Source organism: Calothrix anomala FACHB-343, from assembly GCF_014696435.1.
GTDB classification, from domain to species: Bacteria; Cyanobacteriota; Cyanobacteriia; order Cyanobacteriales; family Nostocaceae; genus Aulosira; species Aulosira anomala_A.
Genome location: NZ_JACJQG010000023.1, coordinates 74,798 through 98,221, shown reverse-complemented (window position 1 = coordinate 98,221; position 23,424 = coordinate 74,798). Strand labels below are relative to the sequence as shown.

The 23,424-nt window shown below is 38.7% G+C and carries 15 protein-coding genes; 7 read left to right on the top strand and 8 right to left on the bottom strand.

Annotation, left to right across the window (positions count from 1 at the left end; translation table 11 throughout):
• Window positions 1-65 precede the first annotated feature (65 nt).
• From H6G08_RS15160 to H6G08_RS15145, 5 genes are all read right to left on the bottom strand, one after another.
• The gene (locus tag H6G08_RS15160; RefSeq protein ID WP_190543963.1) at window positions 66-938 is read right to left on the bottom strand and encodes an SGNH/GDSL hydrolase family protein; all 873 of its coding nucleotides are present in this window, start codon (window positions 936-938) and stop codon (window positions 66-68) included.
• Window positions 939-1,280: 342 nt separating this feature from the next.
• Complete coding sequence (locus H6G08_RS37200; protein WP_190555607.1) at window positions 1,281-1,436, bottom strand: hypothetical protein; 156 nt, start codon at window positions 1,434-1,436, stop codon at window positions 1,281-1,283.
• Window positions 1,437-1,606: 170 nt separating this feature from the next.
• On the bottom strand, window positions 1,607-3,127 hold the full coding sequence (locus H6G08_RS15155; RefSeq protein WP_190543960.1) for a pyruvate kinase: 1,521 nt from the start codon (window positions 3,125-3,127) through the stop codon (window positions 1,607-1,609).
• Window positions 3,128-3,916: 789 nt separating this feature from the next.
• Window positions 3,917-5,560 carry an acetolactate synthase large subunit gene (locus tag H6G08_RS15150; protein WP_190543958.1) on the bottom strand — a complete coding sequence of 548 codons (1,644 nt, stop codon included), beginning with the start codon at window positions 5,558-5,560 and terminating at the stop codon, window positions 3,917-3,919.
• Between the two features lie 108 nt (window positions 5,561-5,668).
• Complete coding sequence (locus H6G08_RS15145; protein WP_190543955.1) at window positions 5,669-7,036, bottom strand: NAD-dependent succinate-semialdehyde dehydrogenase; 1,368 nt, start codon at window positions 7,034-7,036, stop codon at window positions 5,669-5,671.
• 523 nt (window positions 7,037-7,559) lie between these two features.
• On the opposite strand from H6G08_RS15145, the gene H6G08_RS15140 reads away from it, so the two are divergent.
• Window positions 7,560-8,891 carry a cytochrome P450 gene (locus H6G08_RS15140; protein WP_190543952.1) on the top strand — a complete coding sequence of 444 codons (1,332 nt, stop codon included), beginning with the start codon at window positions 7,560-7,562 and terminating at the stop codon, window positions 8,889-8,891.
• Between the two features lie 134 nt (window positions 8,892-9,025).
• On the opposite strand, the gene recQ is transcribed toward H6G08_RS15140, so the two are convergent.
• Together recQ and H6G08_RS15130 are read right to left on the bottom strand one after the other, a co-directional pair.
• The gene (gene recQ / locus H6G08_RS15135; RefSeq protein ID WP_190543949.1) at window positions 9,026-11,188 is read right to left on the bottom strand and encodes a DNA helicase RecQ; all 2,163 of its coding nucleotides are present in this window, start codon (window positions 11,186-11,188) and stop codon (window positions 9,026-9,028) included.
• A gap of 307 nt (window positions 11,189-11,495) precedes the next feature.
• Window positions 11,496-12,608: a S1C family serine protease gene (locus H6G08_RS15130; protein ID WP_190543946.1), complete on the bottom strand. Its 1,113-nt coding sequence runs from the start codon at window positions 12,606-12,608 to the stop codon at window positions 11,496-11,498.
• An 812-nt stretch (window positions 12,609-13,420) separates the two neighbouring features.
• Between H6G08_RS15130 and H6G08_RS15125 the strand changes: the two genes are divergently transcribed.
• Both H6G08_RS15125 and H6G08_RS15120 read left to right on the top strand, forming a co-directional pair.
• Window positions 13,421-14,146: a sigma factor gene (locus H6G08_RS15125; protein ID WP_190543943.1), complete on the top strand. Its 726-nt coding sequence runs from the start codon at window positions 13,421-13,423 to the stop codon at window positions 14,144-14,146.
• A gap of 48 nt (window positions 14,147-14,194) precedes the next feature.
• Window positions 14,195-15,337: a DUF1822 family protein gene (locus H6G08_RS15120; RefSeq protein WP_190543940.1), complete on the top strand. Its 1,143-nt coding sequence runs from the start codon at window positions 14,195-14,197 to the stop codon at window positions 15,335-15,337.
• A gap of 98 nt (window positions 15,338-15,435) precedes the next feature.
• On the opposite strand, the gene H6G08_RS15115 is transcribed toward H6G08_RS15120, so the two are convergent.
• Window positions 15,436-18,186 carry an ABC transporter substrate-binding protein gene (locus H6G08_RS15115; RefSeq protein WP_190543937.1) on the bottom strand — a complete coding sequence of 917 codons (2,751 nt, stop codon included), beginning with the start codon at window positions 18,184-18,186 and terminating at the stop codon, window positions 15,436-15,438.
• 526 nt (window positions 18,187-18,712) lie between these two features.
• Between H6G08_RS15115 and H6G08_RS15110 the strand changes: the two genes are divergently transcribed.
• The 4 genes from H6G08_RS15110 (at window position 18,713) to H6G08_RS15095 (ending at window position 23,267) form a co-directional block, all read left to right on the top strand.
• Window positions 18,713-20,149, top strand: a complete 1,437-nt coding sequence (locus H6G08_RS15110; protein ID WP_190543934.1) for an aspartate ammonia-lyase — start codon at window positions 18,713-18,715, stop codon at window positions 20,147-20,149.
• Window positions 20,150-20,222: 73 nt separating this feature from the next.
• Window positions 20,223-21,194, top strand: coding sequence for an Npun_F2552 family protein (locus tag H6G08_RS15105; protein WP_190543930.1), 972 nt, complete (start codon window positions 20,223-20,225; stop codon window positions 21,192-21,194).
• A gap of 885 nt (window positions 21,195-22,079) precedes the next feature.
• Window positions 22,080-22,265 carry a TLTLP motif-containing protein gene (locus H6G08_RS15100; RefSeq protein WP_190543928.1) on the top strand — a complete coding sequence of 62 codons (186 nt, stop codon included), beginning with the start codon at window positions 22,080-22,082 and terminating at the stop codon, window positions 22,263-22,265.
• 489 nt (window positions 22,266-22,754) lie between these two features.
• Window positions 22,755-23,267 carry an inorganic diphosphatase gene (locus H6G08_RS15095; protein WP_190543925.1) on the top strand — a complete coding sequence of 171 codons (513 nt, stop codon included), beginning with the start codon at window positions 22,755-22,757 and terminating at the stop codon, window positions 23,265-23,267.
• The last annotated feature ends 157 nt before the right edge of the window (window positions 23,268-23,424 follow it).

Below are 23,424 nucleotides of genomic sequence, written 5' to 3'. Positions count from 1 at the left end.
ACTTGTGCCGTGCCTCTACAGTGTTGTCTATTTACCTGAAAATTGCTGTAATGTGTTGCGAGTATTTACCGCGTTACAGAAATAGCTTTTAGAGCTGCATCTGCCAATATACGATGTGCTGCTGTTGTCGGATGAATCGCATCCCAAAATAAAAATTGATCTGGATTGTTACAGCTAGTAACACTAGATAAACAAGAAGCAGTCACATTAGTAAATCCAAATTGTGCAGGTTGGGTAATTGCATCTCGATAGAGGCGATTAGTATCAAATTGGATGATATTTTTCCCGGAACCAAATTTTTGTTGCAAGGAATTAACCGATTTACTCAACTCTAAATTATGTTGATTGGTGACTGCACTTAAGCTGTTAGCTTTTGCAGTATTGTAAGTAGCAGGAATTTTCCCTAAATCTGGTAAATTAGCAACCAAAACTGTTTTCGCCCCGGCTGTTAATAAGGAATCAAGTGCATTTGATAAATTGGCGATCGCTCCATTGGTGCTAGTCGTACCGTAAAGATAATCATTGGCTCCAGCCCAAAGGATGTAAAGGGCATTTGGGTTTATCTTTGGTTGAGATTTTGTATAACTATTAACTTGTGCTAATGCTCCAAGAATACCGTTAGCAGTACCGTTAATAGTCGTCGCTCCACCAAGAGCAAAATTAATATTCTTGCTAGGATTCAAGCCTAATTTAGTACCAAGATGTTCCACCCAAACTGGCCCGTTAGAATAACGTCCTTGAAAGTAGGGCGGGCTAGGGGGATAAACTCCGTTTGTAGCTTTGAAGATATTACCTGTATCGGAAAGACTATCCCCAAAAACATAGATTTCATTAATGTTTTCTTGAGAAAAGCTTTGAGAATTCTGGGTAGAAGCCGCAAATATAACCATAATAAATGTTAAAAAAGCCAGTGCTACTGCAAAAAGTTTCTTGTTCACGCCGAAAGTTTTTGTTTAAAAACTAGGGAAAAATTTAACCAAGCACAAGAAATATATATCAAGCACAAGATATATATATAGGGTGGAAGCATCCTAATTTTGATGCAATACCCTTGAGGTTATTGCTATACAAACAAAGCCTGCTCTTGCAGGCTTCGTATTTATAGCCCCACCTTTGGGGTGAGGCATTTTTACTTATAGTTAAGGGAGCTTATATCTTAAATTTCTCCCAAATATAACTGCTTGATACCGCGATGGTATTGCTTTTCTTGGTTCTAGGTAGCAGCTTACTGGCTGCTGACTTCTTAAATATAACAAGCTAAACTTCACTTCTTTGGAGTATTAACCGTACTTTGTTTGGATGGTTATACTAGGTTGAGAATGGGCATGGGGCATGGGGCATGGGAAATAGAAGTTTTTCTCTATATTTGGTTGTGATACCAATTTAAATAATGTTGGCAGTACATGACTATATTCTAGAGGGCATGGCAATGCCATGCCCCTACCGTCTGTGGCATTCTTTTTTCAAATTGGTATGAGATTTTCTCGTGAAAGACTAGTTTGATTTTGGTAGAGGCTTAATGTTCTGGTTGCTTGTTTTGGTAATCAATCAAGTTGTTTCACCAAGGAAAAATAATGGCGATCGCATTTAATTGGGTGTTGTCTAATTACCAGGAATTTAAAGCGCGCAATTGGGGTGTCTTTTTCTGTTGATGGGCTTCCATTCTGGTTAAAACATCATCCAAAATTGTCACAGCTTCGGCAATAAAGGGGCCTTTATTTAACATGACACATTCCGCCCGTTCTGCCATTGCAGCGTCGGTAATTTCTGCGCGTGAGGGAATTCCTTTTTTCACGAGTTTTTCTAAAACCTGTGTCGCCCAAATTACAGGTACATGGGCTGCTTCACACAGCCAAAGAATTTCTTCTTGAATTTCTGCTAACCGTTGATAGCCAATTTCAATTGCTAAATCTCCTCTCGCAATCATAATTCCAAATGATTGTTTACCTGCTGCTTGTACAATTAATTCGGGAAGATTGCGTACAGCTTGCGGTGTTTCAATTTTAGCGACAATTGCAGGGGGTTGATTTGGCCTTCTGCGTTCTAATTCCCATTGCAAATGCTCAATATCTGCTGGTTGTTGAACGAAGGAATAGCCAATGATATCCGCATGAACTGCGACAAAATCTAAATCTTGCAAGTCTTTATCTGTTAAAGGATTGAGCTGCAAATCTGTATCTGGAAAGTTTAAACCCTTTTCGTGGGGAATTTTGTTACCTTTTAAGTCAGCATAGGTGATGCGTAACAAAACGCCATCGGGTGTGATAGATTCAACTTGGGCACCTATATTACCATCATCAATCCAAACAGTAGCGCCAACTTTTAATTGTTCTAGAACTTCGGGAATAGAACAGTTAGCTTGAAAGCAGTCTGAGGAGATTGTGGTAGGTAAATTACCAGTGAGTAAGATACTGTCTCCTCTGTATAAACGCTTAGGAGAATTAGGCGCGATCGCCATGCCAATGCGCGGTTTGGGGCCTGCTAAATCCATCAGCACTTTGCAAGGATATCCTCTTTCTCTCTCGGCTATGCGCACGTTAGCAATCATCGCTGACCATTCGGTAGCGCTATCATGGGCACAGTTGATGCGTACACAATCGCATCCACGTTGTAGCAAATTTCGCACTAAGTCATAATTGCTAGCTGCTACGGTGGGTAAGGTAACCATAATTCTTACCCGACGATTACCAGGTTTGTTACCAAATAAGTCATCTGTATTTTCTTTGAGTAGGCGATCGCCTGCAAAAAATTCCTCTAATGATGGACGATGAGGTAATGAATCGGGATCGGCTTGGCAAATTGCACCCAAAGTTGCGATCGCTGCATCTAAATTTGGCAATACCCTCGATTCAATCCGTCCCAAGGAAGACAAACCCCAAGGTATCAAGGCTGCTTGCAATGGACGCAAATCGTGTCGCCGCAAGGCTAAATAATAGGCGAGATTTTTGCTACTGCTGATAAAAGTTGACCTTTGGATCTGCGATCGCCATTCCTGAAAAATTTTGTCTCCCTCTTGTATTACCATCTGACGCAATTGTTGTAGCGTATTTAGCAAATTCTCAGCATTCGATAATTCCATAGCTGAATAATTATGTCCAATTTGGCGATTTTTATCTAACTTAAACATCACGCTTTACCTTTAAAAGATATTTGCTCTTGTAACCAATAGAACATTGATTATCAATTAAATATTTAAGTCGATTGTGATAAGAATCACTATTTTACAAGGTTGTTTTAATATATTAAATACATGTTGTTTAATGTTTTTTTAACCAATGCTTAACCGGTGATTAATATTGGAAAATTATGTAAAGTCAGTATTTTTCAACAATTCACAATTAAGGATTAACTATTAATAAGTTTTCAATATTTTTTAATATAAATATTGGATATATACTCAAGACTACGATCCCAAAAGTCAGGGTTTACTTACTATCTACCGACTTTTATTTTTTGATGAGAAAATAATAATATTATTATTGATTTAACGATGGTAATAACAATTTAAATAGTGTTGGCGGCACATCAATATATTCAAGAAGGCATGGTATTGCCCATACGTGTCAACTTAAGTATCTCTAGCTTACCCAACAGACCGCCCACAGGCTGTAAGCCTGGGGCTAACGTTACAAAGCCCACCTGCGTGGGCTAGATTTTCTTAGCCCACGCAGGTGGGCTTTGTTCAATTAGCCGCACCCTTGGAGGGTGACGGCGGTTTATTGGGTAAGCGAGGGGTTGGGGATGAGGACAAAACCTTTTCAACCAAAAGGGTTTCACGTTAAGTTGACACCTATGGCCATGCCCCTACAATCTGTCGTATTCTTTTTTCAAATTGGTATAAAATGCAATTAGCCGTAAGGGTACGGCATCAACAAAGATTGAGATTGCTGCACCCTTACAGAATGTGGCTAAATAACTACACCGAACAGCTTAACTCACCGGCTTTTTGCGTAAAGCGGCGATTTTCGCGATAGTCTACCGGACAATCAATTACCGCAGGTACATCTTGCGCTAAGGCTTCTTTAAGTACAGGAATTAAATCAGTAGCAGCTTCAACTCTGTAACCTTTTAAACCCATACTTTCAGCTAATTTGACAAAATCGGGATTACCAAACCGAACAAAAGCAGATTGTCCGGGGCCGAAATGATTTTCTTGTTTCCATTCAATTAACCCATAGCCACCATCATTAAATATGAGGGTGACAAAGGGAGTACCCACACGCAAAGCTGTTTCTAATTCTTGACAGTTCATCATAAAACCGCCATCGCCGGTGACAGCGACTACTTTGCGGTTCGGGTAGACAAGTTTTGCAGCTAAAGCACCGGGAATCGCAATTCCCATTGCCGCAAAACCATTAGAAATAATGCAAGTATTGGGGCTATGACAATGATAATGGCGAGCCATCCACATTTTATGCGCGCCAACATCAGAGATGACAATATCATCTGGCCCCATGACTTGACGCAAATCATAAATTAATTTTTGCGGTTTAATGGGGAAACCATCATCATGGGCGTGTTCTTCGTAATCGGCGCGAATATTTCCGCGTAAGCTGATAGCGTAGGGATTAGGTTTACCTTGTCTATCTGCTAATTTTAAAATTTCAAACACCGAATCAGAAATATCACCAATTACTTCAGCACAGGGAATATAACTGCTGTCAATTTCCGCCGCACTTAAGCCGATATGAATAACGGGAATTTCCCCGTCAGGATTCCATTTTTTGGGAGAAAATTCGATTAAGTCGTAGCCAATCGCAATTACTAAATCTGTGTTATCAAAGCCACAAGTAATAAAATCTCGTTGTTGTAATCCTACTGACCATAGGGCTAAGTTGTGGGTATAGGGAATGACACCTTTACCCATAAAAGTATTAGCTACAGGAATATTTAATTGAGTAGCAAATTGGGTAACAGCATCACTAGCTTGGGCACGAATCGCCCCATTCCCAACTAAAATTAAAGGATTTACGGCTTGAGAAATTGCGGCGGCGGCTGCACGAATACTCGCAAAAGATGCATAAGTTTTTTCAATTTTATCTTTGTGTAATGGCTTGCCTTCTACAGACATAGCCGCAATATTTTCGGGTAAATCGATATGTACAGCCCCAGGCTTTTCTGATTGCGATCGCTTAAAGGCTTTGCGGACAACTTCTGGTGTAATACTAGGGCGGACAATTTGTTTATTCCACTTAGTAACCGGGGCAAACATTGCCACTAAATCTAAATATTGGTGGGATTCAATGTGCATTCTATCTGTTCCCACTTGTCCGGTAATGGCGACTAAAGGCGCACCATCCAGGTTAGCATCAGCAACGCCTGTCATCAAATTTGTTGCCCCAGGGCCAAGAGTAGAAAGACATACCCCAGCTTTTCCCGTCAAACGTCCATAGACATCAGCCATAAAAGCTGCACCTTGTTCGTGACGAGTAGTGATAAATTTAATCGAAGATTTTTTTAAGGCTTCTAAAACATGCAAATTTTCTTCACCAGGAAGACCAAAAACGTATTCTACACCTTCATTTTCTAAACATTGAACTAATAACTCTGCTGTATTCATTTGATTTCCTCTATTTTGTCAGTAGAGACGCGATTAATCGCGTCTGTACAATTGTCAGTTGTTGCTTGACTATTGACTATTGACTATTGACTATTGACCATTGACTATTTATTTGACCCACACTGTTTTAACATTGACAAACTCATGTATCCCCTGGATACTCAATTCTCTGCCATAGCCAGAACGTTTTATACCGCCGAAAGGTAGACGGGGGTCGGATTTGACCATACCGTTGATAAATACGGCACCGGCTTCGATTTCTTCGACTAAGCGATCGCATTCTTGTTCGTTAGTTGTCCAAGCGCTTGCGCCTAAGCCAAAGGGTACAGAATTAGCCAGTTTAATCGCTGCATCAATATCAGGGACGCGGAATAGTAACGCTACTGGCCCGAAAAATTCTTCTTGGGCGATCGCACTATCTTGGGGGATATCTGTGATAATCGTCGGTGCATAGTAATTACCAGGACGATCGGCTATTGCCTGTCCACCGGTGAGGACTTTTCCGCCACTTTTGACAGCAGCTTGCACTTGTTGGTCTAAATCCTGGAGAATACCAGGAGTCGCCAAGGGGCCTAAGTCAGTGTCTAGTTGCATAGGATCGCCAACTTTTAAGGCCAGGAATTTATCTAACAACAGTTTTTCAAATTTATCAGCGATCGCTTCTGCAACAATAAAACGTTTCGCTGCTATACAAGATTGCCCGTTATTTAACATTCTTGCTGTAGTTGCTGTGACAACTGCTGCTGTTAAATCAGCACTCTCTAACACGATGAAGGGGTCACTTCCACCTAATTCTAAAACTGTCTTTTTAATTTGCTTTGCCGCCGCTACTGCTAAAGATATGCCTGCGGGTTCGCTTCCGGTTAAGGTAGCAGCTTTAACTCTGTCATCAGTCATGATATCGGCAACTTGCGCCGCCCCAATTAACAGAGTTTGAAACGCACCTTGGGGAAAACCTGCCCGTAAAAATATATCTTCAATTGCTAAGGCGCATTGAGGTACATTAGAAGCATGTTTGAGTAAACCTACATTACCCGCCATTAATGCCGGTGCAGCAAAGCGAAACACTTGCCAAAATGGGAAATTCCACGGCATCACAGCCAGAATTACACCTAAAGGTTGGTAGCGGACAAAACTCTGACTTGCATCGGTTTCTACGGATACATCAGCGAGAAAACTAGCAGCATGTTCGGCGTAGTAGCGACAGACAAGGGCACATTTTTCAGCTTCCGCGATCGCAGCTTTCAAAGGCTTACCCATTTCCAGAGTCATCACTTGAGCAAATTCAGCCTTTTCTTGCTCTAGAATATCAGCAGCTTTTTGCAGCCATTGCGATCGCTCTTGAAAACTAGTTTTGCGGTAATGCTCAAAAGCCTGACCGGCTAAATCCAACTTAGCAGCGATTTCGGTATCATTCAGCGCCTCAAAGGTTTTGAGCGTCTCCCCAGTAGCGGGATTAATGGTGGCGATAGCCATTACCTGACCTCCCGTTTAAAAATAACTTGAGCAGCTTCTGAGTATTACACAGATAAATTGTGGAAGCTACCAACCAAATTGTAGTCTTTTAATAAAGAAGTCGTGGGTTAATATTACGATTTCAAAATAAAAATAGAAATAAACTATACAATATGTTCTGTATTTATACTTGAACCTATAGCAATCTTAAACAAGTCATAAATACTCATCAAAAAAGGGAATAGGGAATAGGGAACAGGGAACAGTTTTTCTTATTCCCTATTCCCTCTAGGAGTAAAAGACCCCTAATTCTACAAAGTAGCAAGTTTTAGGTGGGGTTTAAATTCACAGACATTACATTCTGTTCCCTGTTACCCGTTCAGAGTTCCCTCTTTAACTTTCTAGTCCCCCTTGTCCCCCTTGTCTCCCTTGTCCCCCTTGTCCTCCTTGTCCCTTTTGTTTACATATCAAATATGATTGCTATATACAGGAGTTAAATCTCAACTTCACTCAATTCCCGCGCCAGCAAAACTCACCGAATTTTATGTCACTTCCCGATAGTCCCAAAATTCCCAAATTTATGCAGCTATTGCAGTGGATTTATAATCCATTGCATCTCATGTCCGCATCTAAGAAAAGTTGTGGCGATTTATTTACCCTATGGCTAATCAACAAACAGCCAATGGTATTTCTTAGCCATCCCCAAGCTATTCAAGATATTTTTACCACTCATGCAGAAAAGCTAGACTCTCGAAGTACAGCCACAATTTTACAACCATTATTAGGGGATAATTCCTTATTACTCATCACAGGAAAAACTCATCAACGTCAAAGAAAATTATTAACACCGCCTTTTCATGGCGATCGCATGAAGGCTTATGGCGATTTAATTACAGGACTTACCAAAGATGCGATCGCTAAATGGCAAATTGGCGAACCTTTCTCTGCGGCTAAATCCATGCAAGAAATTACTTTGCAGGTAATTTTACAAGCGGTATTTGGACTACAAAAAGGCGATCGCTACAATCAATTGCGAACAAGCTTATGCTCAATTTTGGAGTTATCATCTTCTTCCTTACGCTCTTCGTTATCTTTTTTCCCTGCATTACGCATAAATTTAGGACGCTGGAGTCCTTGGGGAAATTTTCTCTATCAACGTGAAAAAATTGACAAATTAATCTATGCAGAAATTGAAGAACGCAGAAATCATCCAGATGCCAGCCGCAATGATATTCTTTCTTTGATGATGTCAGCCCGTGATGAAAATGGCGAAGCCATGACTGATGTAGAGTTACGCGATGAGTTAATGACTTTACTTCTCGCTGGGCATGATACTACAGCTTCGGCTTTAACATGGGCATTATACTGGGTTCACCATCTACCCGCAGTCCGTGAGAAACTATTAGCTGAATTGAATAGTTTTCACGATGCAGATTTCAATGAAATCGCCCGTCTTCCTTATTTAACGGCTGTATGTCAAGAGACACTGCGGATTTATCCAATTCTGATGATGACAATTCCCCGCATTGTCAAATCACCTATAGAAATTATGGGTCATAAATTTGCACCAGGAACAAACTTAACTGGCTGTATTTATTTAATACATCATCGTCCAGATTTATACCCTGAACCAGACAAATTTATCCCAGAAAGATTTTTAGATAAACAATATTCACTATATGAATATCTACCTTTTGGCGGTAGTAATCGGCGTTGTATCGGAATGGCTTTTGCATTATTTGAAATAAAACTAATTTTGGCGACAGTTGTAGCGAATATGGATTTAAAATTAGTCGAAAATTATCCAGTTAAACCTCAACGTCGCGGCGTAACCTTAGTACCTTCAAGTGGCAAATGGTTAATTCGTAATTCGTAATTCGTAATTACAGCAGATTGCCAGTGAGGTACAGATTATCGTTGATTGTAGGGGCACTGGCACTGCCATGCCCCGAAGCGCGTACCTTATTTACCTGAATTTTGAATTTTGAATTTTGAATTTTGAATTAATAATTACTTCCCCTTTTCTCGTCGCCATTTTCCCCTGACTAAGCGAATTTCATCATAACTATAATTCTCTCCCAACTGTTCGCGAATTGGTGTGAGTGCAATATCACCCAACACTTCTAAAACTTGCCAAATTTTCTTTTGCTTTTCTAAAGGAACTAATTGATTTATATCTACTGGTTGATTTTTGGCAATTAAATCTTCTAGATGACGAATAATAGTTGTTGGGCGAAAATTTCTTTTTTGGGCTATTTCTTCAACGCTCAAACCACGTTGATATAATAGTAATGTCGCTAATTCTGTATCAGAAGGTAAGGTATTTCTCACCATCGGTTGAGAATTATCTGGCGGATCTATCAAACCTTGTTCTTGACGATAAGCGCGAATTTCTGCAAGAAATTTTTCGCCATATTGCGCGAGTTTATGACTACCTACACCAGAAAGTTTCGCAAACTCCGTTAAATTTCTTGGTTGTACCTGCGCCATTAATTTCAAGGTGGAATCTTGAAAAACTACATAAGGCGCTACAGATTGTTCATCTGCAAGTTGTTTACGGAGCGATCGCAATCTTTGCATTAACAGTTCCGCATCCGCAGCTTTTTCGCTTCCCTCTTCCCAGGTAATCTTTTGCACTGTAGGAACAGCCAAGCTAACTGTGCGCTGTCTTCGCATGACTTCCCAACTCAAGGCGTTCAGCTTTAATACAGAATAGCCATCGGTAGTTTGTTCTAATAAACCTTGATGTAAAAGCGATCGCCCCAGTATTCGCCATTCATCCACAGTTCTATCTTTACCAATTCCGTATGTAGACAGCTTATCATGTTCGTTTTGGATAATTTTCTGACTTTTCCCACCCCGCAACACATCAATAATGTGCAACATGCCAAATCTTTCTTTACAACGCGCCACGCAAGATAGAAATTTCATCGCTTCAATTGTCCAATCTTGCATTGGTTTGGGATAGCGACAATTATCACAGTTACCGCAATTTCCCGCAAAGCGTTCGCCAAAATAACTTAACTGAATTGTCCGCCGACAATCTGTACCCTCGGCGTAATCTATCATTTGTCTTAATTGTTGTTTGGCGATTAATTGTTCTTGCGGATCGGTTTTTTGGTCAATACTCCATTCAATAGTTTTAATATCACCAAAACTAAAAAAGATTGTACAGCGCGAGGGTTCCCCATCTCGACCTGCCCGCCCTGATTCTTGATAGTAACTTTCTAAATTACGGGGGATATCAAAATGAACTACTAACCGCACATCTGGCTTATTAATCCCCATTCCAAAGGCGATAGTCGCCACCATAACGCGCACATCATCGCGAATAAATCGCGTTTGATTTTTACTGCGTTCCTCATCAGGTAAACCTGCATGATAAGATAAAGCAGAAATCTTATCTTTTTGCAGTTTAAATGTTAGTTCTTCTACTTTTTTGCGCGTTAAACAATAAACAATAACTGCACCGGAAGTTTCTCGAATTAATTCTAATAACTCTGCATAAGCATATTTAGTTTTCCCTCGGACTTCATAATAAAGATTTTGGCGATTAAAGCTAGCAATGTGGATACTCGGTTGCTTTAACCCTAATTGTTGAATGATATCACTACGGACGCGATCCGTAGCCGTAGCAGTCAACGCCAAGGTGGGAACATTGGGGTAACGTTTGCGCACAGATCGTAACTGACGGTATTCTGGGCGGAAGTCGTGTCCCCATTCCGAGACACAATGCGCTTCATCAATTGCAAAGGTAGAAATCCCCATTTGGTGATTGATTAAATCGAGAAAGGGGAGAAATCTTTCACTCAGTAGCCTTTCTGGCGCAACGTAGAGTAATTTTACCTTACCTGCGAGGATCGCTTCTTCCCGCGATCGCACTTGGTAAGCATTCAAACTACTATTCAAGAAGGTGGCAGAGATATTATTATTGCGCAACCCTTCCACCTGATCTTGCATCAAAGCAATCAACGGCGACACCACCACCGTTAAACCCTTCTTTAACAGCGCAGGTAGCTGAAAGCACAAAGACTTACCACCACCCGTAGGCATCACCACCAACAAATCCCGATTTTGCAGCGCATCTTCGATAATTTGCCGTTGTCCCGGACGGAATCGGTCATAACCGAAGTGATATTTTAGCGCTTGTTCGAGGTTGGGATACTGAAGCATAGCGATCGCTGTTTCTAAACCCTGCTGCGTGAGTTGTTATGATAACAGGATTTTAGCAATCTCTCTGAGGAAAAGGCACAAGGGAACGCAAACAAGAAAAATATGGGGGATGCAATTTGAACAATTTAGGACTTACGCAACTGTCACAAAAAATGAAAATTTTTTCTCTGTAGTCAGGGCTTCATACCCATTTAATATGAAGATGCATACAATTAAATTAATTTAGCCTGCGCAAGCAAGCTTTGTTTGTATAGCCCCAGGCTAGAAGCCTGAGGGCTTGAATATGCAACTTCACAGAGAATAGATTTTAGATTTTGCTAGCTATAATTTCTTGACAATTTTTCAGAAACTTTTCCACCTCAGAATGTTGCGGAAAAAGACTTTTAACTAACTTAAATCGCTGCAATGCTTGTGAGTAATTTCCTTGATTGTAAAATTGCAGACCTTCCTGATATTGTCGATTAACTAAACTTTGTTCGTTAATAATACCAGCTTTTTGGAGGAACTCTTGAATAGTATTACTAGTGAACAGAAAGATATAATTATTGCTGTCAGGTACACCAAAAGTTACCATACCAATAACTTCACCTTGTTCATTTAATACTGGCCCGCCAGAATTTCCAGGTGCAGCAGCAGCACTAATTTGAATCACAGGTATATCAGGATCGAGGTTTTTTTTGGCAGAAACTATTCCCTTAGTAAAAGTAGCTTCTTGAAAAGAATTTTCTTTCCAATCAACCGGAAGTCTTTCTACTACACCTGGATAACCAACAGCTATTACTTGATCCATCAGCTTGACTTGCTCAGAATCTGCTAGCTTAAGAGCAGGAGCATTTTTTAAATTAACCTGAATAATAGAAACATCCTTACCTTCACCCACAGGATCGCCAGAAATAATTATTTTGAAAGGAAGTTTCTCACCATTAGGTAAATAAACTAAGTTTATAGGTTTATTTTCAATCCACTTCAAATCTTTTTCAACATCTTCTAAATTCTCTTTATCAGTCTTTAATTGGTCAGATAATTCTGACTTTAAGATGTATTGACATTCCTCTGCGCTGAACTGTGTTACATGAGCATTGCTAGCAATAGTGCCACTTCGATGCACAAAAAAACCAGAACCATGACTAATGATTTGGCTTAATTTATAAACTTTGCCATTTTTTGGCAAGTAAACTTTAGCTTCACAGCCTAACACTACTCGGACTACTGATGGCTTAACAGTCTCCGCTACTAAATTGTCTGGTGATAATTTAGCTGGATTATTCTTAACTGTTTTCGCCTGACTAGACTTTGTTGCTACTTGATATTGTCCAGTTTCAGTAGTTTGAGATTTAGCGGTATTAAAGGGAATTAGAGTAGTAAATAATGCAGATAACCACAGGAAGGTTTGAAATCGTAGTTGCGCTTTTGACAACATAATATTTACCCTGGATTCACGAATTATCAATGTAAGACTTGCTGATTGTCTTGTTATTTACTTCTGAAGTATTCTCTAACTTTTACGCAAAAGAACAGATTTTTTAGTTATTTGACTAGAGTAAATTTTTGTTAATTACTCAACGTCAGTGTAAAATCGTCCTCCGAGAAAACTCATCAGCGATATTGAGAAAGTAATGCTTGCTTACCCTCTCAATATCTAATTCCGAAAAACTTCAAAGCTTTTACGCAAATTACCTAAATTTTTGCTCGCTAACTTGGCGAGAACAAAGCAAATTATATATTTGGCTCTGACACTACTTATAAGTGTCAACTGAATTATGGGAGAGACTTTTCCGGTTGATTGATTCGGGTAGCTGCGTAGCTGCGTAGGTTGGGTTGAGGAACGAAACCCAACAAAGCCGCGATAATGTTGGGTTTCGCTTACGCTCTACCCAACCTACAATTATCGTTAGCTGAACTGTATTGGTTGATTGATTCAGGGTAGTCGTTGATTGATTCAGGGTACAAAACCCAACACCCCTAATGCTTTGTATATGTTGGGTTTGGTTCTCTTCTACCCATTTGTCGCTGCTGTAGATAATTTGATGTGAGTACTTTGTTACACCTCAACGCCAACAGCAGTGTAACTACATCCCCTCTACCTCAATTTGTAAACTTATATTAAAAATTTAGGCTTTTGCGTCAAACCCTTCCACATCTCCAGATTAGACATTAGAGGTTCAACCAACGTGGGTATACCTAAGTATATAAGGCATTAAAACTTTTATCTGGCCCCGGATGATGACTATTATGACCTTTGATGAGCCATTTAATGATGAATTAAAACTTCTCGCCCTAGAAGTTCAAAAACAACCACCTCTAACTCCTAAAAGACAGCTGGCTTTGAATAAGCTGCTGCAAGCAATTCAACAACCATCAGAAACTACAAGACTTAAAACAAGTCTCAGAGCAAAATATCCAAAGTTACGAAATGAGTTTCAAGACCTATTTGATGAAGCACTGCAAGAAACTTTAATTGCAATTAGCAAAGGTATTGATAGTTATAATCCTCAACAGCAGCGATTTATTAGTTGGGTTATTGGCATTTTGAAGAATAAGTTTTCTGATGTTCAAAAAAAATACTCACGGACAGGCTTCAAATTCATGCCCCATTCAAAATCTCAACATCGAAACTTACCAGTACAAATCATATCTTTTGATGGATTAGAAGAATTCGTGGTTGATTCTGAATTAGAAAAATCAATTTATTATGAAGAACAATTAGCACAAAAAAAATTAGCATCCAACTGTGATTTTCTTAGAGAACTGCTAATAAAAGACCCAGATAATCAATTTCAAAAGCATATCAAGGGCAAACCAGAGCTAACTTTTCAATATATTGCTAAAGCTTTATATATAAAAGGTATAAAAATGACTTATCTTTCCAAAATGTTAAATTTACCTAATACCACCCTTACTAGTTTTTTCTCCAGAGAATTGGAACGATTAAAGCCATATTTTCAGGAAAAATTATAGGTATCGATGTAATTTACAAAATCAATGACAATTAACCGAGGATTAATCATGACTAACTCTGCTGAAACTTTAACCTTTACCGTACCTCTTTCTTTTAGCGCACATTCCTTAGCACAACAGTACAGTAAACAACATCATCAACCAGAAAAAGCCAAACAAGTTTATCTTAATACTTTGGCTATATATGCAGTAGAACATTACTTTAAATGCATGGGATTTGAAAGCGATTGGGAAAATAGCGATAGTCGTAATTTGATAGTGCAAAAATTTCTAGATATAGCGGATTTAAATATCAAGAATCTGGGTAAATTTGAATGTCGCCCTGTATTAACACATGCCGAAGTTTTCACAATACCCTCTGAAGCTTGGGAGAATCGCATAGGTTATGTAGCAGTACAGCTAAACTCATCTTTAAGACAAGCCACACTACTAGGATTTTTACCACAATTAGCACCAGAACAAGAAAATGTACCTTTAAAAGATTTGCATTCCCTAGAGGAATTTCCTGATTATTTAAGCGAGAAAAGAAAACAATTACAACAGATTGCAGAAATCCCCAAAATTGTGCATTTAGAAAATTGGTTAAATAATATTTTTGATGCAGGTTGGCTAGCTGTAGAAGAACTTATTCGCAATCAAACACCTAGTATGGCTTTTCGGTTTCGTAGCATAGCATCTGCAAGAGTTGATCCCAATGATACTCACAGTATTAGGCGTTTGATTGCACAGTTATACGCTAAACAATCACAAAATATTTCTCTAGCTGAATTAGAACCTAGTACAGCCTTAAGCCAACTTATAGAATCTACTCAAGATGAGCAGATTCGCTGGAAAGCAGCTGAACTTTTATGGCAAATAAACCCTCAACATCCCGATGCTGGCGCAAGAAGAATAATTGATATAAGTATGCGTTTAGGAGGTATTCCAGTGGCGCTGATGGTTGCAGTTTTACCCACACCTAATACTAGAAGATCCATTCTACTGCGAGTTTATCCAATAGGTAGCCAATCTTTTGTACCCGCAGGTTTAAAATTATTGGGTTTAGATGAAGCTGGTAACATTTTTTATCCGGTTACAGCTAAGAAAGAAGACAATTATATTCAGTTCATATTTAGTGCAGATTTAGGCGATAAATTTAGTGTCAATGTTACTTTGGCTGATGCTAGTGTAACTGAGTTTTTTGTTGTTTAAAATTTGAAATGTAAATAACAATATGTTCAGATCCCCGACTTCTTAATGAAGTCGGGGATCTATAATATTTAGCGCAGATTTGGCGGATAAATTTAGTGTCAAGGTTGCTTGGGCAGATTATATTTAACAAACTTGCAGGAATTATTACTAGTACATTTAACTTTTACCAATACCCCAATTTCATCTGAATTCGTATCGTTACGTATACGTTCGCCATATTGAGTAAATATTACTGGTTTCGTAGCACCTTGAATTGAAGAATCATCGGGTTGCAAAAGTTTGTCTTTAAGCTGCTGGCGATATGTTTTAAGCATTTGGGGATTGTATTGTAAGTTTATTTGCGTTAAACCTGCAATAATTGCTTGAGTTGCATCATACGCCATAGCGTTTCGCCAGTCTACTTCTACATTATTACCCCAAAGATTATTAGCCTCTCTATTGAAAGGTAATTGCTCGTCATCTGAGTGCCAAGGAACAGCAAGCACCAAATTACTTTTTTCTACAGTCTTTTTCTTGGTTTTACTGTGGTATAAAGAATCTCCACCTATTAGTATCAGATTTGGATTTGGAATCTGAGAAACTTGCTCAATAATGGTTAATGCATTATCTAAAGTTGTACCTTTAGCAGAAGTAATCAGTAGTAAAACAGTCGGCGTATTGGTTTCTATTTGTTTTAGAATATCTTTTGGTTTTTGAGTCAACAGATCGAATTCTGCATCATACTGTGCTAACGCAAACGAATTTTGAAAAGTCTTTTTTAAAGAGTCGCTATAAGGATTACCTTTAGTATATGCAACAATAAATTTTAAATTTTGACGCTCGCTTTGATTTAATGATCTCAATCTTTCCTGAACATAACTAGACAAAATTTTTGCACTACTATTGTCATTAATAGTAGTGCGAAAAATTTGAAACCCATACTCATTTATGTCAGAAGAGGTACTGCTAGGAGAAATGACAACAATTTTATTATTATATATCTTTAAAGATGCAATAGTAGTTTTGCTCGAATAGTGACCGATAACTGCTAATATATTCCTATCAAGTTTAATAATATTTTCTGCTAGTTTGGCTACATTGTCTGCGTTATCCTGATCGTCTACTATTTCAACTACTAATGGTTGCTTATTAATACCACCTTTGCAGGTATTCAAAGCTGTACTGCTATCATTTTTAATAACATTAATAATATTATCCACACTACCGCAATTTAGTCTGCTTTGAGCATGGGCGACTCCTCGTAAAATGTTTTCAGAACGCTCAAGGTCTTTAGTCATAGGAACGCTTACTGCAATTGTAATATAGTTTTGGTTTTTTTGTTCCTTTCTTAGCTCTGCTATAGCATTATTTAGATAAATTAGTGTTTCCGGATCATTTTTTTGTAATTTTAAATATTTACTAAAATAATCAATAGCTGCTTTCCACTGTTTATTTTCAAATGAATTAATTCCTTGCTCTTTTTCACGATTTGTATACTTTTGATCTGGTGAGATTAATGTTTTTTGACCACGACTAAAGAATTGTTCGTTAGGGTTAATATTTGCAGTAGAAATTGGTGAAACTGCTGTAACTGTAGGGGTAGAAGGAGGATTGGGAATCTTTACTGAGCAATTATTACTTAGTGTACATTTTATTTGAGGAAATAAGATAACTATAAAGCAGCATATCAAAAATAAAAAGATATATATCGCTAAATTGATATTACGCCGAAGCTTTTTTATGCCACGGTTGAGCTTATAAATGTTAATCAAGTGAGGCCAAACTGGCGACTTTGCTGCGGGGTTTTGATAAATAACAGGTAGCCAGGAAGCGCAAGGATATTGATTTTCTATACTCTGTAAATTCTCTTGTGCTTTGCGCACAGCTAGATAAAACAATTCACCTTGGGAAAATAACTGCAAGAATTCTTTTAAAAATTGATATGCGACTTCATCTGGTACCAGTTCCCGCATAATAATTACTTGGGGAATTTGAAATTGCATCAATTTATTTGCTAAACCTGAACCATCGCAAGAACTGAAAATTACTAATTTTAAGCCGTTTCGTATAGCGCCTCTAAATGCATTTCTTAACTCTCTCATAGATGGACTATCGCTAGGGTTGATCTGCAATTGTCCATCATTGTTTGTATTTATACTCCAACTATGTCCTGAAAAACAGACAATATCCCAAGAGTACTCATTTTGTAATTCTTGACAAAGTTCTTGGCGCGTTGGTGTTGGTAATTTTTTGACTCTTGCACCAGGTAAATTGTTGAATAAGTTTCCATCACGTTCAAAATTATTGGTATTTGGATCGGTATTTTGATCGCTACCCAAAATAGCTAAAATTCTTACAGGTCTTTTTAGTGGTTTAGAATGTGTATGTATATTAGGTTGATGTATATTAAAAGTTGTACTTAGGGAGAACCAAGCTTTAGGAAAAATTTCAAATAAATCCCATAAATGCCAAGGTAGCTTTTTTAGTATTTCATTGTCGGTCTGGAAAATGACCTGAATAGGTTCGGTTCTTCTTAGGTGTTGTTCTATGTAAATACGCAATGTTTTCATAGAAGGATGATCAAACCACTCTTCGAGACGCATTTCCAATCTTCGAGCAGCTTCTCTACACTCTGCTATGGTAGGAAATTCGTTGTTCTGATCTGGGGGAATTTGAAAGTTTAAAAAAGGCTGATCTAAATTATTATAAATTTCTTGGAAATTATGATAAAGCTCTGGAATATCAGGTGCAGGAGGAAGATTTGCTATTTTTGGATCAATGAGTCTACCTTTCTGACGAATTTCCACCTGGACTGTAAAACCTTGCGCAAAATCACCATTAATGATATTGAGTTTAACTACTTTAGCCATTAATATTTAATTATTTTTTATAATTAAGTTTAATTATTACTGATGTTAGTTCTCTCTTGATTAATTATCATTTTCTTTTGATTAAAGAATTTATTTTTTAAAAAATTTTGGTTTAAATTTGGCAAATTGACAGCAACACATATGATTATCATAATTAAGTAATCTATCTAAAGTAGTAGATTATCATGATTTACTCATTTTTGTGACTAGTCTGAAAGAATAACTTACAACCCTGATATATATTGGCTGTAGGGGCACGGCATCCATAATATTCTCGCATATACAATAATCTTACTGGTGCCGTGCCCCTACAATGTGGTCTATTTACCTGAAAATCACTGTATATTCATTTTTATATTGAATTGGTATGACATAGATTTTGTATTTTCTCTGAATGCATCAGTCTTAATAAATTATTTTTGCACCGCAGAGGCGCAGAGAACACAGAGAGAGAAAATTGAGTTTTCACATCTTCGCCTAAGCATGGGATGATCTTTGTTCTGAGATTGTCTACATTATCGGCACTATGACTCAACAAGCAAATTCCCAATTTCGCATCGAACGGGATTCAATGGGCGATCGCCAAATTGCAAGTAATGTTTATTACGGTATCCAAACGCTGCGGGCTATCGAAAACTTCCCTATTAGCGGACTTAAGCCGTTATCTACTTACGTAGATGCTTGTTTATTAATCAAAAAAGCTACAGCAATTGTTAACGGCGAACTGGGTTGCATTCCCCAAGATATTAGTCAAGCAATTGTGCAAGCATCAGATGAGATACTTGCAGGAAAGTTGCGCGATCAATTTGTGGTTGATGTCTACCAAGCTGGTGCGGGTACTTCTCACCACATGAATGTAAATGAAGTGCTGGCGAATCGGGCTTTGGAAATTTTAGGGGATGAAAAGGGCAATTATAAAAGAGTAAGCCCCAATGACCATGTGAATTATGGACAGTCTACCAATGATGTGATTCCTACAGCAATCCGCATCGGTGGGTTATTGGCACTGACGCATACATTACACCCAGCTTTAGATAATGCGATCGCCTCTCTTGATGCCAAAGCGGTAGAATTTCAAGATATCGTCAAATCTGGTAGAACTCATTTGCAAGATGCTGTACCTGTGCGGTTGGGTGAAAATTTCCGCGCTTGGGCTTATATCCTTGCAGAACATCAAAATCGGATTTACACTGCTTCTGGCGATTTGATGGTGTTGGGTTTGGGTGGAAGTGCTGCGGGTACAGGGATGAATACTCACCCCCGTTATCGGGCGCGGGTGGTGGAAGTTCTCGCAGAATTGCTAAATACACCTTTAGAACCTGCACCTCATTTGATGGCGGCGATGCAAAGTATGGCACCATTTGTAAATGTTTCCGGTGCTGTACGCAACTTAGCTCAAGATTTAGTCAAAATTTCCCACGATTTGCGGTTGATGGATTCGGGGCCAAAAACAGGATTTAAGGAAATTCAACTCCCGCCAGTACAACCCGGTTCTTCAATTATGCCAGGGAAGTATAATCCGGTGATGGCAGAGATGACATCGATGGTATGTTTTCAAGTTATGGGTTACGACAACGCGATCGCACTTGCTGCCCAAGCTGGACAATTAGAATTAAATGTGATGATGCCTCTGATTGCCTACAATTTAATTCAAAGCATCGAAATTTTAGGTAATACCATCGCCGCCTTGACGGAACGTTGCATTAAAGGCATTACCGCGAATCAAGAACGCTGTTTAGCTTATGCTGAAGGTAGTTTAGCTTTAGTTACCGCCCTTAATCCCCACATTGGTTATCTGAATGCAGCATCTGTAGCCAAGGAATCCTTAGAAACTGGTAAATCCTTAAGACAGATTGTATTGGAAAAAGGATTGATGAGTGAGGCGGAATTAGCCACCGTGTTAAATCTGGAACAGATGAGTGGTATCTTACCCCTCACACCAGAAGCAGACAATTTAGATTAGAAAGATAATAGGAAGATACAAGAAAGAAGAATTTCTTCTTTCTGTTATCTTTACTAATCTGAATTTATTATCCATGCAGACCCAAAAACCATCGGTCAGTTTAATTCGTGCTACTTCTTACGAACGCGAGTCTCTACGTGAATCGTTAACAACGCTGCTGGAACCTTTAGGGGGAATGGCGGCTTTTGTGAAAAAAGGCGATCGCGTTTTGCTCAAGCCTAATCTCCTCACTGGGGCGCGTCCAGGTAAAGATTGTACCACACGCCCCGAACTGGTTTATGCAGTTGCCCAGATGGTCATAGAAGCAGGCGGTAAGCCATTTTTAGGCGATAGTCCCGCTTTTGGTAGTGCTAAGGGTGTAGCGATCGCTAATGGCTATGAACCAATTTTAGAAGAACTCAACCTGCCAATTGTAGAATTTCACGGACAGCGCTACGAAACTGTCAGCGAAAATTTCAACCATTTATTGTTATCCAAAGAAGCAATAGCGGCGGATGTGGTGATTAATTTACCCAAAGTCAAATCCCATGCCCAGTTAACCTTAACTTTAGGGGTAAAAAACCTTTTTGGCTGCGTTCCTGGGAAAATGAAAGCTTGGTGGCACATGGAAGCTGGTAAAGACGCTAACCGCTTTGGCGAAATGTTGGTAGAAACAGCTAAGGCTATTAACCCCAACTTAACCATTTTAGATGGCATTATCGGTCATGATGGCAATGGCCCTAGTAATGGAGAACCTCATCCCTTGGGAATTTTAGCAGCTGCCACCAATGTTTTTGCCCTAGATCGAGCAATGGTGGAAATTCTCAATGTACCACCCTCTCAAGTTCCTACCGTCGCCGCTTCCCAAAGATTAGGCTTATGTCCCGAATTGGCTGAGATTGATTTTCCTCATCTAGAACCTGATTTACTCAAAGTAGAAGATTGGAAACTACCAGATAAGTTAATCCCCATCGATTTTGCCATGCCGCGCGTGATTAAATCCACCTTTAGACATCTATATATTCGGTTTATTAAAGAACCAATGACAGCCTACGGTAGACGGTAGTTGCAATTATGCAATCTTGACTACAAAAATCTTCAGTTGTTCAAGAGTAATCTATATCTACCCTCCGATTGCTTAACTAAACCGCCCTCGTTTTGCGGCGGTTTTCTCATTGAGAATTTTGTTATAGAATTATTTATGTAAAGTTTTTTATCTGCCGAAATTGGTTGTAATTGTTGTTCTATATCTTTAAGACGATATTCAGCAAAATTTTCTATACATACAGCTAATTAATTGATAAATCTACCTATATATAGATTTACAAAATAACAAAAGTAATATTTTCGATTGAGAACCTAAAGTTTCAATGGTTGTGAGTGCAATAACTGAATTAATACCTCTAACTAAGATAGATATATCTGTATTTATCCGGTGTCAATTCATAGAGCAAAAACCTACCTCAACAGCGAGAAGGAAAACGAAAATTGATTTACGTATAACCACTGTTGAATTGTGCGTGAAATCAAGCCATAATCGGTACTTTTGCTGTATTGGTGTGAAGTAGCACAAATTCAGCAATTATCCTTAGAACTACCTTAGACAAGGGTTTTAGAGATGTTATACTGATGCAATCAGGTTTCAATTCTGGAAAAAATCAGCAGCAATAACTGTAATTTATAGTGCATTATTACCAATCATGAAATATTCAACAATTCCTCCCTAGCGCAAGTATTAATTAATATTAATGAACGCCTGAATGGGGAAAATGTTTGTAGCGAACAATGTATTCAATTTTCCAGCCAATAAACAGAATTTATGCTAGTTACCAAAGTGGTTAAGATTCTGTATTAATTCAGGGTTCGCAGCTAAAAATTAGTTAGAATAGTAGTAATACTCTCGTCAAGAGAGCATAACTTGAAGTGATTTGGTGAATTTCAATTTTTTTGTATGAATTCAAATAGCCAGTCTGCCAATACCGATACATATTCCCATAGGTTGGCAGACATTGTGGGAACTGCGATCGCTCTTTTAACTTTGACATTACCAGTTTTTGTCATTGCCCACTATTCTTCCACAAATTTACCCTATAATCAGCCATCTCTGACTTATAGCTTGCCACGAATGGACGATTAAACAATCTCAACAAAAAAATATTCACAAAACAAGCATTGCAGAGTCATTAATACTAAAACATCAGCACGTACTCAGCACCAAAGAGAATGAAATAAATTTCCTTTGATGGTGTTAAGCATAACTCCGATGCTGTTTCAGATTGTGGCTAGTTATCTAGTTAACACTGGCGCAACTCCAGGTTGTTAAAAACCCAAAAATCCCATTAATCACAGTCAATGGGACAAATAAACAAAAAAAGCGGCGATAATTTAGCGATCGCCGCTTTTTTGTCATTGGTCATTTGTCATTAGTCATTGGTTAAGAATTCTCGACGATTGACTGTTGACTGTTGACTGTTGTACAGACAAGGGTTATCGCGTCTCTAACAAATGACTGTTGAGCGCCAATCGAAAGAATTCTTTAAGATTTGTCCATCTTGGCCATAAAATTCTACACGGGGAGCCTAAATAATTGCACCCAAAATCTACCTGTTATGAGAGGAACCTTGTTGTGGATTTATCCCTAATACCACCCCAACCAAAACCCGGTTTGCTGAATGTTCTCATTGAAATTCCCGGTGGGAGCAAAAATAAATACGAATACGATAAAGATCTTCAGGCTTTTGCCCTAGACCGAGTCCTGTATTCTTCGGTACAATATCCTTATGACTATGGCTTTGTACCCAATACTTTAGCTGATGACGGCGATCCTCTAGATGGTATGGTCATTGTCGATGAACCAACCTTTCCTGGCTGTATAATTGCTGCACGACCAATTGGTTTGTTAGAAATGATTGATGGCGGCGATCGCGATGAAAAAATCCTTTGCGTTCCTGACAAAGACCCACGCTACGCTCAAGTAAAATCATTAAAAGACATACCATCGCACCGTTTGGATGAAATTGCTGAATTTTTCCGTAGTTATAAAAATCTGGAAAAGAAAGTAACTGAAATTCTCGGATGGCAAGATGTTGAGCAAGTAACAGCATTAGTAGAAAAGTGTATCAAAGCTGCTCAAGCCTAATCGGTTAAAGTAATGGGTAATATTTCAGTTGTCAGTAATTCATAAACTAACTTTTGCATTGTTGACGATTGATTCATTACCCATTACTAATTTGCTAGAACGAGTAATCCTGAGTCGCTTTGCTAATTAATGAGCTAAAAGCTATATGTCGCCATCC

Coding starts and splice junctions, on each gene's coding strand:
- H6G08_RS15105 (WP_190543930.1), top strand. CDS start 20,223: ATGCAGACCCAAAAACCATCGGTCAGTTTAATTCGTGCTACTTCTTAC.
- H6G08_RS15145 (WP_190543955.1), bottom strand. CDS start 7,036: ATGGCTATCGCCACCATTAATCCCGCTACTGGGGAGACGCTCAAAACC.
- H6G08_RS37200 (WP_190555607.1), bottom strand. CDS start 1,436: ATGGCATTGCCATGCCCTCTAGAATATAGTCATGTACTGCCAACATTA.
- H6G08_RS15100 (WP_190543928.1), top strand. CDS start 22,080: ATGAATTCAAATAGCCAGTCTGCCAATACCGATACATATTCCCATAGG.
- H6G08_RS15140 (WP_190543952.1), top strand. CDS start 7,560: ATGTCACTTCCCGATAGTCCCAAAATTCCCAAATTTATGCAGCTATTG.
- H6G08_RS15115 (WP_190543937.1), bottom strand. CDS start 18,186: ATGGCTAAAGTAGTTAAACTCAATATCATTAATGGTGATTTTGCGCAA.
- H6G08_RS15125 (WP_190543943.1), top strand. CDS start 13,421: ATGACCTTTGATGAGCCATTTAATGATGAATTAAAACTTCTCGCCCTA.
- H6G08_RS15120 (WP_190543940.1), top strand. CDS start 14,195: ATGACTAACTCTGCTGAAACTTTAACCTTTACCGTACCTCTTTCTTTT.
- H6G08_RS15150 (WP_190543958.1), bottom strand. CDS start 5,560: ATGAATACAGCAGAGTTATTAGTTCAATGTTTAGAAAATGAAGGTGTA.
- H6G08_RS15110 (WP_190543934.1), top strand. CDS start 18,713: ATGACTCAACAAGCAAATTCCCAATTTCGCATCGAACGGGATTCAATG.
- H6G08_RS15155 (WP_190543960.1), bottom strand. CDS start 3,127: ATGTTTAAGTTAGATAAAAATCGCCAAATTGGACATAATTATTCAGCT.
- H6G08_RS15130 (WP_190543946.1), bottom strand. CDS start 12,608: ATGTTGTCAAAAGCGCAACTACGATTTCAAACCTTCCTGTGGTTATCT.
- recQ (WP_190543949.1), bottom strand. CDS start 11,188: ATGCTTCAGTATCCCAACCTCGAACAAGCGCTAAAATATCACTTCGGT.